Below are 13,167 nucleotides of genomic sequence, written 5' to 3' on the forward strand. Positions count from 1 at the left end.
TGCCACAACGCCGTACTTATCGACGTGACAGGCACTGCTGATAACGACTGTCGACGCGTTGAGCAAACCATGCAGTGGTTAAATTGCGGGTAATTTTAGGACTTTCAAGTCTGATGCCCGGCAACATTTCCCGTGGCAAAGGCTTTCCGGCCATCTTGTCTGCCAGCGTAAAAACCTGCTTCCACAGATCGCTGTCGCTGAAGTCCGCCTTTTCGCCCCGCTCCAGATCGTGGCGGATTTCGCGGTTGCTCATATCAATGCGTTTCGCCAGCGTCCGCACCGCCAGCTCCGTCGATCCTGGCGTGTCCGAACCATACTGAATCAGATCGCCATCCAGCGCCAGCTTCATCCCTGTCGCGCGGGCTACCGCCGCCTGGAACGCCGCATTGCGGCTGGCGTACCAGCCCGCATTGTAGTCCGCGAACCGGTAAAGCGGCTTGCTGTAGTCAGCCGGATAGCCCAGCAGGTGCATTGTGCCGAAATAGACGCCGCCATGACGCGTGAAAACTTCACGGCGAATGGAACCGTCAACCGGCCATGGATAGCCTTTGGCATGGGCTTCTGCAAACGCAATACTCACCTGCATCGGTCCGCCGGTATGAACAGGGTTGAGGTTGCCAAACAGCTTCTGCCCCATGGGCACCATCTCAATAAAGTCGTCGAAAATGGCGCTCAGATCTTTTTCACTTTTCGCCTTATCCAGCCGCGCAGCGTAGCTTTCGCCATTACTGGACTTGATTAACAGCGCGGTGCGCACTAAAAACGCCGGAACATGCACCTTCGCCGCCCGGCGGTCGATCTCCTCCCAGGCGATTTTTGCCATACCGGGTACGGTGCCGTTGGCGTCAAATCCTGACTCCTGACCCGCCACCGCAATAACCGCGCACAAATTACTGTCGCTGGCGGCCAGACCCTGGGTACGGAACGACGTATAGATATTGTCAGCCCAGCCTGATTTATCGCTGACACCGGCGGGCAGCAGGCGCTGAATCTGCGCTTTGACATCCTCAGGTTGCCTGGCGGGCGCTTCTGGTGTTTTTTTGCTGCTACAGCCCGCCAGTATCAGGATAGCGAGCAACGTCAGGCGTTTGGGGAATGAAATGAATGACATACCTGTCCTCTGAGGCAAAAAGAGTAGCTTAACACTGCGCCGCTTCGCAGGGCAGATGCGATTATATGAACTAAGGTTATCTCTTTTCACGAAAAAGGGATGTTTTATGTCAAAACGCTGGACACTTATCGCACTGAGCCTGCTGCTGGCCGGCTGCGGCGGCAATAACACACCGGCTCAGGTCAGTTCGCCGGGCGCTCCCACTTCACCGACGCTAAAAGCGCTGGACAGCGGCGCGGCCGTGCTGCAGTCCCGCCCGCCCATTGATGCGATCAATGCCTATCTGGATGGTTTTCATTTCTATAACGGCGACAAGAATGGCCAGATGGAAGCCCATCACTATGTGACGGTCCTGAATGATGATGTGATGCAGGCGGTAATTTATGATGGTAATACGCGCGATGCGCGCCTGATGGGCGTGGAATATATTATCAGTGAGCGCCTGTACCGCACCCTGCCCGCCGAAGAGAAAAAACTGTGGCACAGTCATCAGTATGAGGTGAAATCCGGTTCACTGGTCGCGCCCGGCCTGCCGGCCGTCGCAGAAAAAGCGCTGATGACGCGCATCGTCAACACGTACGGGAAAACCTGGCATACCTGGCACACCGACCGCGACAAGCAACTGCCCATTGGCATTCCGGCGCTGATGATGGGCTTTACCGCCGACGGGCAAATGGATGCGCGCTTGCTGGCCGATCGCGACCGCCGTTTTGACATCGACAGTCAAAAAATTCGTGCTGAACGGGCGGATATCGTCGCACATCCCGTGGTGCCCGGCGCCAATGCCTGGCAGGACGGTGACGTTATTCAGCTTCGGCGAGGACAAGGCGGCGGTGAACACGCGCACGGCAACACGCAGTTTGCTCCCGCCGAACAGCGTGGTACGCCTTAATCCCAGCGCTGCGCAGCCTCGTGATCGCTGCTGCGTGCATCGACCCAGCGATCGCCCTGCCCGGTGGTTTCCCGTTTCCAGAACGGGGCGCGGGTTTTCAGGTAATCCATGATGAATTCCGCAGCGGCAAAGGCGCTGCTGCGGTGCGCACTGGTGACGCCGACAAAGACAATCTCATCGCCGGGAAACAGTTCACCAATGCGGTGGATGACAGAGACGCGCTGAAGCGGCCAGCGCTGGCGCGCCTCGTCAGTAATTTCCTGCAGCGCCTTCTCGGTCATACCGGGATAATGTTCCAGCGTCAGGGCCGCAACATCATCGCCCAGGTTGTGATTGCGCACTTTGCCCGTGAACGTGACAACCGCGCCGTCTTCGTCGCACCCTGCCAGCCACTGGTATTCCTGCGCCATCGCAAAGGGCGCGGGACCGACCCGAATTTGCGTGTCCATTTATCCTCCGGTAACGGGTGGGAAAAAGGCGACTTCATCGCCGTCCTGTAAAGGGTGCGTCATGGGGCGTAGTGTCTGGTTAACCGCCGCCAGTAATCGTTCGCTGTCGAGCGCCAGCGCCCAGCGTTCGCCCTGCTGAGACAACGCTGTCCGCAGCGCCGCGACGTCGGGATAGTCGGCGGCCAGCGTCAGCGAGTCCGTGCCCACCAGCTCCCGCACCTGCGCAAAAAACAGCACCTTAATCATGGGCTGCCGCCTGAAAATCGCCGCTTTTGCCGCCGCTTTTATGCAGCAGGCGCAGCCGATCAATCACGATATCTTTCTGGACGGCTTTGCACATGTCATAGATGGTCAGCGCCGCCACGGAAGCCGCCGTCAGGGCTTCCATTTCTACCCCGGTTTTCCCCGTCAGCCGACACAGCGAGGTGATGCGAACCCGGTTCAATTCGGGTTCCGCGACCAGGTTGATCTCCACTTTGCTCAGCATAAGCGGATGACAGAGTGGGATCAGTTCCCAGGTGCGTTTTGCCGCCTGAATACCGGCAATGCGCGCTGTGGCGAACACATCACCCTTATGGTGACGGCCTTCCATGATCATCTGTAACGTTTCTGGCTTCATCAGTACCAGCACGTCGGCCTGCGCTTCGCGTACCGTATCGTCTTTGGTGGAAACATCCACCATGTGGGCTTCGCCCGCGGCGTTGATGTGGGTAAGTTGTGACATGCTTAAAGCTTCTTTAAATGAGTGACAAAATTGCAGGGACGCGTACGCGCATCCAGTTGGTCAGCGATGATGCGTTCCCACGCGGTGGTACAGGCTGACGTTGAGCCCGGGACCGCAAAGATCAACGTCTGGTTAGCCAGACCGGCCACCGCACGGGACTGCAATGTCGAGCCGCCAATGTCTTCGTAAGACACCATGCGGAACAGCTCGCCAAAGCCGTCAATCTCCCGATCGAACAACGGCAGCAGCGCCTCAGGCGTGCTGTTTTTCGCATTGAAGCCGGTGCCGCCATTAATAATGACCACCTGGACATCTTCACTGGCGATCCAGCGCGACACAATCGCGCGAATACGGTAAACATTGTCGGGAACAATGGCGTGATCGATCACACTGTGGCCCGCCTCGGCTGCCGCTTCACGCAGATAATCGCCGGAGGTATCGCAGCTGGCATCACGGCTGTCAGAGACCGTCAGCATAGCGAGCTGTAACGGTTGAAACGTGCTGGCTGATTTGCCCATGTCTGCTCCTGCAGTTAACCGCCAATATAAGAAAGATTTTGTGTAATACCGGTATTTCCCTGTAACAGGAAATGCGTCTGCTTCTTCTGGCCCAGGCTGCTGGCAATGCGTGCCTGAAGTTCATCTTGCTGGTCGTCAGAGGCCAGCAGATCGCGTAAAGGAATCCCGCCATCGCCAAACAGGCAGAGATGCAAATTTCCCTGTGCGGAAACCCGCAGACGGTTGCAGCTGGCGCAGAAATCTTTGGAATACGGCATGATCAGCCCGATTTCACCCACGTAATCCGGATGATAAAACACCTGGGCCGGGCCATCACTGCGGCCGCTGATACGACGCTGCCAGCCCTGAGCAATCAGCTGATCGCGGATAACTTCGCCCGAGACATGCTGCTGGCGAAACAGCGCACCGCCCTCGCCGGTTTCCATCAGTTCGATAAAACGCAGCTGGATGGGACGCGTACGGATCCAGTCAAGAAAGGTCGCCAGATGGTGGCTGTTGACATCGCGCATCAGCACGCTGTTGACTTTGACCTGGCTAAAACCCGCCTCAAAAGCCGCGTCAATCCCGGCCATCACCTGGTGGAACTTGTCCTGACCGGTAATCGCATGAAACTGACGTGCATCAAGGCTGTCCACGCTGACGTTCAACGCGGTCAGTCCCGCGTCGCGCCACTGCTTAACATCGCGCGCCAGTCGATAGCCGTTGGTGGTGACTGCAATCTGGCGAATCGCAGCATTTTCGTTAACCGCGGCGATAATGTCGGTGAAATCACGACGTAAAGAGGGCTCACCGCCGGTCAGACGCACTTTTTCAGTGCCCGCCGCCGCAAAGGCGCGCGTGACACGGCGAATTTCATCCAGTGAGAGAAAGCTTTTATTGCGGATACCGTTTGGCTGATAACCCTCCGGCAGGCAATAGGTACAACGGAAATTACAGACATCCGTGACCGAGAGGCGCAAGTAATAAAACTTACGCGCAAATGCATCAGTAAATTGTGACACCAGAGAACACCTTTCCAGTTCGGGAGATGCAGTCATTTCTTCCTGCACCCTGGCAGCGCGGAGGCTACGGCCTGAATCCCCTATCCGCAGACGTAGGCATTCAGGCTTGAGTGTACGTTAACCGGCTGATTAACGCGGTATACAGATGGTAGCGCGATTAGGGTAAATGCGCCATCCACGGCTTTTACTCTGTGTGCGCAGTAACGTTAACTTTCACCGTATTTCGCGCCCGGGATACGGTAAACTGCCGGTCATAAACTGACACACATCATCCTCGTCTGCACCCTGCGCGTTTCACGCCTCTGCAGACGCGAAAAAGGAGAAATATGAATCGAACACTGGCGGACCTGGATCGCGTCGTGGCACTGGGCGGCGGACATGGATTAGGTCGCGTGATGTCGGCCTTGTCACCACTGGGTTCGCGCCTGACCGGCATCGTTACCACCACTGATAACGGTGGCTCCACCGGCCGCATCCGTCGGGCTGAAGGCGGTATCGCCTGGGGCGATCTGCGCAACTGCATTAACCAGTTGATTACCGAGCCCAGCGTCGCGTCCGCGATGTTCGAATACCGCTTTACCGGCAATGGCGAACTGGCCGGGCACAATCTGGGCAATTTAATACTGAAAGCGCTGGATCATCTGAGCGTGCGTCCGTTGGAAGTGGTCAATATCATCCGAAATCTGCTAAAAGTTGACGCGTTTTTAATCCCGATGTCTGAACATCCGGTGGATTTGATGGCAACGGATGACGAAGGCAATGCCGTTTATGGTGAAACCGCCATTGATGAGATGCGCGCACCACCACAGGCGTTAATGCTGCATCCTGTGGTGCAACCGACGCGCGAAGCGCTCGATGCCGTTGCAGAAGCCGATTTGATTCTGATTGGGCCTGGCAGCTTCTACACCAGCCTGATGCCCATTTTGTTAATGAAAGAGATGGCGCAGGCGCTGCGCCGCACGCCCGCGAACATGGTGTTTATCGGCAACCTGGGCCGTGAACTCAGTCCGGCGGCGGCGGCGCTGACCGTAGCGGATAAGCTGAGAATAATGGAAGAGGCGATTGGTAAACGGGTCATCGACGCCGTGGTTGTCGGACCGGCCACGGATGTCAGTCTGATCGACAACCGCCTGATCATTCAGGAGCCGCTGGAGGCCGCAGATATTAAATATCGTCACGACCGCCAGCTGCTGCGCGGCGCGCTGGAGCACGCCATCCAGCGGTTTAACTGACTCAGGACACCGCGATAAACAAGGTGCGCAGTTCCTGGAGCTGATCGCGCAGGCCAGCAGCCTGTTCGAACTCCAGGTTTTGCGCATGCTGCTGCATCTGCCCTTCCAGTTCGTGAATCTTTTTCTGCAACGCCTGCGGTGACAACGCCAGGTAATCCGTCTCTGTCTCGGCGGCGTTGCGCTTGCCGGGTTTGGCTTTACCTCGCGTTTTCACCACGTTATTGCCCAGTTCCAGAATATCGGTGATTTTCTTATTCAGGCCCTGCGGTACGATGCCATTCTCTTCGTTGTAGCGCTGCTGCTTCTCACGACGGCGCTCGGTTTCTTCAATGGCGCGCGCCATGGAAGGCGTGATCTTATCGCCGTAGAGGATCGCTTTACCATTGATGTTACGTGCAGCGCGCCCGATGGTCTGGATCAGGGAGCGCTCGGAACGCAGGAAGCCCTCTTTATCGGCATCCAGAATGGCCACCAGCGAGACTTCCGGCATATCCAGCCCTTCACGCAGCAGGTTGATGCCCACCAGCACATCAAATTTGCCCAGGCGCAGGTCGCGAATAATTTCCATGCGCTCGACGGTATCGATGTCAGAGTGCAGATAGCGCACCTTTTCACCGTGTTCTTCCAGGTACTCCGTCAGGTCTTCGGCCATACGTTTGGTGAGCACCGTGACCAGTACGCGTTCATTGACGTTAACGCGCTGGCGGATCTCTGACAGCAAATCGTCCACCTGAGTCGCCACGGGCCGCACCTCAAGGATCGGATCCAGCAGCCCCGTCGGACGCACCACCTGATCGATCACCTCATCGCCCGATTTTTCCAGCTCGTATTTGCCTGGCGTGGCGGAGACATAAATGGTCTGAGGGGCCAGCGCCTCGAACTCTTCAAACTTCATGGGGCGGTTATCCAGCGCCGAAGGCAGGCGGAAGCCATATTCGACTAACGTCTCTTTACGCGCCCTGTCCCCGCGGTACATGCCGCCAATCTGCGGAATGGTTACGTGCGACTCATCGACGACCAGCAGGCCATCCGCCGGCAGATAGTCAAATAAGGTCGGCGGCGCTTCCCCCGGTCCGCGGCCAGACAGATAGCGGGAGTAGTTTTCGATACCAGAGCAGTATCCCAGCTCCCCCATCATTTCGAGGTCAAACTGCGTCCGTTGGGTAATACGCTGCTCTTCCAGCAGTTTGTTGTTTTCCAGCAGGATCTTGCGCCGTTCGGCCAGTTCAACCTTGATGTCTTCCATGGCCTGCAGGATACGCTCACGCGGCGTAACGTAGTGCGTTTTAGGGTAAATGGTAAAGCGCGGCACCACCGATTCGACCTGACCGGTAAGCGGGTCAAACAGGGACAGCCGCTCCACCTCTTCATCGAATAATTCAACCCGCAGGGCCATATCGTCAGATTCGGCCGGGAAGATATCAATGACTTCGCCCCGGACCCGGAACGTCCCGCGCTGAAACGCCTGATCGTTACGCGTGTACTGCAACTCCGACAGGCGACGCAGGATGCTGCGCTGATCGATAATCATGCCGCGCGTTAAGTGCAGCATCATTTTCAGATACAGATCGGGATCGCCCAGGCCGTAGATGGCAGACACGGAGGCCACGACAATCACGTCGCGCCGTTCCAGCAACGCTTTCGTCGCGGAGAGGCGCATTTGCTCGATATGTTCGTTAACCGACGCATCCTTTTCAATAAAGGTATCCGAACTGGGCACGTAAGCTTCGGGCTGGTAGTAGTCATAGTACGAGACAAAAAACTCTACGGCGTTTTCGGGAAAGAACTCCTTCATCTCGCCATACAGTTGCGCCGCCAGCGTCTTATTAGGAGCCAGCACCATGGTAGGACGATTCAGGTCGGCAATAACGTTAGCAACGGTAAAGGTTTTACCCGATCCGGTTACGCCTAACAGCGTCTGGTGCGCCAGGCCGTCTTCCAGTCCGGCTTCCAGACGGCGGATCGCTTCCGGCTGATCGCCAGAAGGCTTGAAAGCGGAGTTCAGTTTAAAATCTTTACTCATGAATGCGGTTCCTGCAGAAGAAAGACGGCGGGCAGCCCATTATTTTACTCTGCTATGGCAATTTTGCCAGAAAAAAATACTGGATATAATACCAGTAATGATGCACAGTATTGTCGCCAGGTTTTACTTGACTCTGGCACTTTTGCCCAGGCAAACACCCGTTTTTGTTGCGCAAGGTTATCCCCAAGCCACGTATTGATTTAACATTTGTCAAGCCTGTGTCATAAAATTGCAGTTTGATGAATCGCGTCCAATCCGGCAGGCTTGTTTTTTACTAACACACTGATTTTTAATAGTAAGTAAAAAAAGCCCAGATTGTCATCATTACGTGACCAGGCCGCGTATTTCCTCGCTTCTAACCTGTTTTCATTATCTAATGCACAAGGTTATCCACAGGAATAGTGGATAACTGATGAGAGGCCTTGGAATATCGGCTGTGCATAATTTTTTCTGCCGCCGCGTTTTGATGAAAAAAAATTTTTTTTTAGCGAAATTTTTAACGCCAATAGCGTTGTTTTAGCGCGATGCATGGCGCGCATTCAACGTTTATCGTCTGGCTTTTCAGGTTGCTGTTTTTTACAGCAGACTGCCTGCGCCATTTATGGGCAACTGCACCTGACGCTCATTTTTCCTGCACCCTCATCGCGCTACGCAGTCGTCCCGCCCGTCAATTGTTCACTTTTACTTATATTTAAACCGTCAAAATTCCGCATGTTAAGCGCGCAAACTTCGTTCACTCCGACTCTGGCCCGGTAATTGCATGCTCTGTGATCAGGATGTCATGCGCCACAGCAGCAGTCATAGCCCTGCTATTCTGGTAGTGCGATTTACCCGTTATGAGCAGCAAAACATTCAGGTTAATTATCTGGAAGGAGCGCGTCAGATGCTAAGTTTACGGTCGGTGAATCAGTTTTACGGAAAAAATCATATTCTCTGGAATGTGGACCTTGACCTGCCCCTCGGCACCTGTACCGGCATACTGGGACGTCCCGGCATGGGAAAAACCACGCTGGTGAACTGCATCATGGGTAAGCTTCCCATCAACAGCGGCACGATTAGCTGGCAGCAGGATGGCTCGCCGCCAGAGGACCTGCTGTCGCAGCCTGCCGATCAACGTGCACGTCAGGGCATTGGTTACGTGCCACAGGGACGACATATTTTCACGCAGATGAGCGTAGAAGATAACTTACTGATTGCCCTGCTGGCAGGCGCTGAATCGCGCGAAAATCACCGGCCTATCCCGGAAATGATTTTTGATCTTCTGCCGGCTCTCTATTCACTGCGTCAACAGCGCAGCGGGGATTTGCCGGTTTACCAGCAGCAGCAACTGGCCCTTGCCCGCGCGCTGGTATTACAGCCGCGCCTGCTGATTCTGGATGAGCCCGCCGATGGCATGGCGCCCTGGCTGGAAGAAGAGATGGGTAACCTGATTCGGCGTCTTAACCGGGATTACGGCCTGACGATTCTGCTGCTGGAGCAGCGGGTTTCCCTGATTCGGCGCGTCGCTGACAGCTTTTTGCTGTTGCATCGCGGGCGTAATGTGGCGCAGGGTAACGTCACCCTGCTGGATGACGGTACGCTCGATAAATGGCTGACGATGGCGTGATTAATCCGGTAGCGTCAGATAGTGACCACAGTCCGCCTGCTGGCTGTCATCCGCTAACCAGGGAATGACACCCAGACAAGGCGCGGGCAGGCGCTCCTTCAGGGCCGTAAGGTATGCCTGATAACGCTGGCCGGGCGGCTGAACCGTGTTGGCAATCCAGCCAGCCAGTCGCAGTCCACGCGCCCTTATCGCCTCGGCGGTCAGCATGGCATGATTAATACAGCCCAGTTTTACACCCACCACCAAAATCACCGGTAGCCGTTCAGTCTCAACCCAGTCGGCATAGGTTTGCGTCTCAGACAGCGGCGTATACCAGCCGCCCGCGCCTTCAATCAGAATCCAGTCAGCCAGCGGCTCCAGCTCGCGAAGCCCTGCCGATAGCGTTGAAAAGGTAATTGGCCTGCCCTCCTCTGCGCTGACGATATGCGGCGATGTCGGCTCCATAAAGGCCAGCGGATTCACCTGCTCATAGCAGAGCGGCACATTGCTGTAACGTTGCAGCGCCAGCGCATCGCTGTTACGGATGCCTTCTGCGGTTAACGTACAGCCCGAGGCCACCGGTTTGTAGCCCGCACAGCGGTAGCCTGCTGCGCTCGCCGCCTGCAGCAGGGCGCTACTGGCAACGGTTTTACCGACTTCAGTATCGGTACCGGTGATAAACCAGCGTGTCATGATTCACTTACTCCATACATCAAATGATAACTGAGGCGGAAACCCTGTTCGTCCCGTGGCCAGTGAGCTTCAAGCTGTGCCAGACGGCGACGCGTCAGCACATAATCGGCCCGTCCGACATGCAGATGCGTTGCGCCAATGCCCTTCAGAGAGCGCATGGCGCTGAGCGCATCGGGAAAATGCAGGGTGACGGTTTGCGCGTGACAGCGCAGCCGTTGTGTAGCACAGGCCGCGGCGATCGCCTGCGCCGGCAGAAAGCGGTTGGCGTGCACATGCGCGTCAAGATGCGACCAGGCCTCGTGAACCTCATGCAGCGATCCCGCGCTCAGCGTTGAAAACAGCATACAGCCGCCGGGTTTTAGTACCCGCGTAAACTGTCTGAGCGCGGCCGGCAAATCGTCGCTCCATTGCACCACCAGATTGCTCCATAACAGGTCAATGCTCTGATCGGCTAACGGCAGTGCGTCGATGTCGCCCGCCAGATAATGATGCGCCACCGCGTTTTGCCGGGCCTGATGCAACATCTGCGGCGACAGATCCAGCGCCATGACCTGTTTCCCCCGGTCGCGCCATAGCCGGCTGTACCAGCCGGTGCCACAGCCCGCATCCAGCACCTGTGGACCGGTTTGAGCAGGCACCCATGCCAGCAGCGCATCCCCGCTGATCCGTTGCAGTTCGGCATGCCTGTCGTAACACGACGCCGCGCGCCCAAAGGCTCTGGCTACGGCACGTTTATCAATGTGCAGCGTCATGAAGTGCCTCCAGCAGGACATCAATATCGTCTGGCTGATGCGCGGCGGTCAGCGTGATGCGCAAACGTGCCGTGCCCGGCGGTACGGTAGGCGGACGAATCGCGCTGACCCAGCAACCGGCTTCGGCTAAACGGGCCGACAAGGCCATCGCCTGGGCGTTATCGCCAACAAGTAACGGTTGGATGGCGCTGGATGACGGCATAAGCGACCAGGGCAAGGAGGAGGCGCCCCGGCGGAAATGGTCAATGTTGCGGCTCAGGCGCTGGCGCAGTCCATCGCCTGCCTGCACCTGTTTCAGGGCGGCCAGTAACGCGCTGGCCTGTGCTGGCGGCATGGCGGTTGAGTAGATGAGGTGGCGCGAAAACTGCACAAAATAGTCGGCCGTCGCGTCATCACACAGCAATGCCGCGCCGCTGACGCCAAAGGCTTTACCGAAGGTGACCACCAGCAGTTCGGGCTTAATGCCCTGTTGCCAACAGCTGCCGCGCCCCTGCTCACCTGTGACGCCAATGCCGTGCGCATCGTCAACCAGTAACCAGGCCCCTGCCTCACGCGACTGCGCCGCCAGCGTCTGTAACGGCGCGCTGTCACCATCCATGCTGAAGATCCCTTCCGTGACCACCAGCGTTTGCCCTTCACAGGGCGCACTCAGTCGCACAGCCAGACTGTCCGGATCGTTATGGGCGAAACGACGCAGTTGCGCAGGGCTGTGACTTGCAGCATCCAGCAACGAGGCATGGCTCAGCTTGTCAGCAAGAATGCGATCGTTTTTCCCGGCGAGCAGGTGAATGACCGCCTGGTTGGCGGCAAAGCCGGAAATAAACAGTAATGCCCGGGGATAACCCAGCCACCCGGCCAGTTGCGCTTCCAGGGTGGCATGAAGAGCCTGGAAACCGGTGACATGGCTGGATGCGCCTGCCCCCGCCCCGGCCAGTGCCGCGCCCTGTTGCCATCCGGCAATCACCGCCGGATGCTGGCTTAACCCAAGATAATCATTACTGGAAAAGTGACGATAATCCCGGCCTGCATAGCGGATCAGGCGCGTCTGACTGGCGTCAACTACGCGCCGTTCGCGCCAGCCCTCTTCAGCACGGCGCTGCGCGAGCGCCTGCTGTATGCGTTGCGGCCAGCCCATTACAGCGCCGCGTTATAGAATTTTTCTGTGTCGGCATTGAGCAGTTGCTCACTGAGCTGCTGCTGTTGCGCATTATCGCCATGGGCGGTCTGGGTATGTTCCGGATTCAGTCCGAGCTTGCGGAACAGCAGCATATCTTTGTCTTCTTCCGGGTTTGGCGTGGTCAGCAGCTTGCAGCCGTAAAAAATCGAGTTAGCCCCGGCCATAAAACACATCGCCTGGGTTTGTTCATTCATCTGTTCGCGGCCCGCCGACAGACGCACGTGCGAGGCAGGCATCATGATGCGGGCGACGGCTATCGTGCGGATAAAATCGAAAGGTTCGACATCGTCATTGTCTGCCAGCGGGGTGCCTTTCACCTTGACCAGCATGTTGATCGGCACGCTTTCCGGCGGCGTCGGTAAGTTGGCCAGTTGCACCAGCAACCCGGCGCGATCATTAACCGTTTCGCCCAGGCCAACAATCCCGCCCGAGCAGACCTTGATACCGGCCTCGCGCACCTTGCCCAGCGTATCCAGTCGCTCCTGATAGCTGCGCGTGGTAATGATGTTGCCGTAAAACTCCGGCGAGGTATCCAGATTGTGGTTATAAAAGTCCAGCCCGGCGCGACCTAAACGCTGGGCCTGGCTGTCGCTCAGCGTTCCCAGCGTCATGCAGGTTTCCATGCCCATTGCTTTCACGCCTTCAACCATTTTTTCCAGATAAGGCATATCGCGATCGCTGGGGTTTTTCCACGCCGCGCCCATGCAGAAGCGGCTGGATCCGGCCGCTTTCGCTTTTTGCGCCGAACGCAGGACCTCATCCACCTCCATCAGGCGCTCTGATTCCAGCCCGGTCTTGTAGCGGGCACTTTGCGGACAGTATTTGCAGTCTTCCGGGCAGGCACCCGTTTTAATCGACAGCAGCGTGCTGACCTGAACCTGACGCGGATCGAAGTGCTGGCGATGTACCTGCTGTGCTTCAAACATCAGTTCAAGAAACGGGCGTTCAAACAGGGCCTGTGCCTGGGCTAGCGTCCAACGTTGTGACATTACGTACTCCAAAAAAGGTGT

At 56.9% G+C, this 13,167-nt stretch carries 14 protein-coding genes and 1 riboswitch; of the genes, 3 read left to right on the plus strand and 11 right to left on the minus strand.

From position 1 onward, the window contains the following. Positions 1-16: 16 nt before the first annotated feature. Positions 17-1,111, minus strand: a complete 1,095-nt coding sequence (locus tag RAC65_RS07135; protein ID WP_375096544.1) for a DUF1615 domain-containing protein — start codon at positions 1,109-1,111, stop codon at positions 17-19. Positions 1,112-1,217: 106 nt separating this feature from the next. Between RAC65_RS07135 and RAC65_RS07140 the strand changes: the two genes are divergently transcribed. Continuing rightward, positions 1,218-2,003 (plus strand): OBAP family protein, encoded by a 786-nt coding sequence (locus RAC65_RS07140; protein ID WP_006118514.1) that lies wholly within the window; start codon positions 1,218-1,220, stop codon positions 2,001-2,003. Here the strand turns inward: RAC65_RS07140 and moaE are convergent. From moaE to moaA, 5 genes are all read right to left on the minus strand, one after another. Beyond that, complete coding sequence (moaE, locus tag RAC65_RS07145) at positions 2,000-2,452, minus strand: molybdopterin synthase catalytic subunit MoaE (protein WP_033737732.1); 453 nt, start codon at positions 2,450-2,452, stop codon at positions 2,000-2,002. The genes RAC65_RS07140 and moaE overlap by 4 nt on opposite strands. Beyond that, positions 2,453-2,698: a molybdopterin synthase sulfur carrier subunit gene (gene moaD / locus RAC65_RS07150; protein ID WP_006118512.1), complete on the minus strand. Its 246-nt coding sequence runs from the start codon at positions 2,696-2,698 to the stop codon at positions 2,453-2,455. After that, complete coding sequence (gene moaC, locus RAC65_RS07155) at positions 2,691-3,176, minus strand: cyclic pyranopterin monophosphate synthase MoaC (protein WP_033737733.1); 486 nt, start codon at positions 3,174-3,176, stop codon at positions 2,691-2,693. Before moaC ends, moaD begins: the two co-directional genes overlap by 8 nt. 2 nt (positions 3,177-3,178) lie before the next feature. Next, a complete protein-coding gene (gene moaB, locus RAC65_RS07160) occupies positions 3,179-3,694 on the minus strand; it encodes a molybdenum cofactor biosynthesis protein B (RefSeq protein ID WP_263758886.1) in 516 nt (171 codons plus the stop codon). A 14-nt stretch (positions 3,695-3,708) separates the two neighbouring features. After that, on the minus strand, positions 3,709-4,698 hold the full coding sequence (moaA, locus tag RAC65_RS07165; RefSeq protein ID WP_172912616.1) for a GTP 3',8-cyclase MoaA: 990 nt from the start codon (positions 4,696-4,698) through the stop codon (positions 3,709-3,711). Continuing rightward, a riboswitch (molybdenum cofactor riboswitch) is annotated at positions 4,687-4,820 on the minus strand. (Overlaps the previous gene by 12 nt.) Before the next feature lie 201 nt (positions 4,821-5,021). Between moaA and yvcK the strand changes: the two genes are divergently transcribed. Next, positions 5,022-5,927: a uridine diphosphate-N-acetylglucosamine-binding protein YvcK gene (yvcK, locus tag RAC65_RS07170; protein WP_006118508.1), complete on the plus strand. Its 906-nt coding sequence runs from the start codon at positions 5,022-5,024 to the stop codon at positions 5,925-5,927. Position 5,928: 1 nt separating this feature from the next. Here the strand turns inward: yvcK and uvrB are convergent, their stop codons facing one another. Then, entirely contained in the window at positions 5,929-7,950 is a 2,022-nt protein-coding gene (uvrB, locus tag RAC65_RS07175) for an excinuclease ABC subunit UvrB (RefSeq protein WP_033737734.1), read from the minus strand. A gap of 883 nt (positions 7,951-8,833) precedes the next feature. Here uvrB and RAC65_RS07180 point away from each other — a divergent pair. Then, complete coding sequence (locus RAC65_RS07180; RefSeq protein WP_058701173.1) at positions 8,834-9,556, plus strand: ABC transporter ATP-binding protein; 723 nt, start codon at positions 8,834-8,836, stop codon at positions 9,554-9,556. On the opposite strand, the gene bioD is transcribed toward RAC65_RS07180, so the two are convergent. Genes bioD through bioB form a run of 4 tightly spaced genes read right to left on the minus strand, consistent with a single transcriptional unit; the run spans position 9,557 to position 13,146 of the window. After that, complete coding sequence (gene bioD, locus RAC65_RS07185; RefSeq protein WP_058701077.1) at positions 9,557-10,228, minus strand: dethiobiotin synthase; 672 nt, start codon at positions 10,226-10,228, stop codon at positions 9,557-9,559. It abuts the gene before it with no gap. After that, positions 10,225-10,980 carry a malonyl-ACP O-methyltransferase BioC gene (bioC, locus tag RAC65_RS07190; protein ID WP_058701078.1) on the minus strand — a complete coding sequence of 252 codons (756 nt, stop codon included), beginning with the start codon at positions 10,978-10,980 and terminating at the stop codon, positions 10,225-10,227. Before bioC ends, bioD begins: the two co-directional genes overlap by 4 nt. Continuing rightward, positions 10,964-12,115, minus strand: a complete 1,152-nt coding sequence (bioF, locus tag RAC65_RS07195; protein WP_058701079.1) for an 8-amino-7-oxononanoate synthase — start codon at positions 12,113-12,115, stop codon at positions 10,964-10,966. The genes bioC and bioF overlap by 17 nt, the downstream gene beginning before the upstream one ends. Further along, on the minus strand, positions 12,115-13,146 hold the full coding sequence (gene bioB / locus RAC65_RS07200) for a biotin synthase BioB (protein WP_006118502.1): 1,032 nt from the start codon (positions 13,144-13,146) through the stop codon (positions 12,115-12,117). Before bioB ends, bioF begins: the two co-directional genes overlap by 1 nt. Between the last annotated feature and the right edge of the window lie 21 nt (positions 13,147-13,167).

This window comes from Pantoea sp. BS_8 (assembly GCF_041954965.1).
Lineage (GTDB): Bacteria > Pseudomonadota > Gammaproteobacteria > Enterobacterales > Enterobacteriaceae > Pantoea > Pantoea stewartii.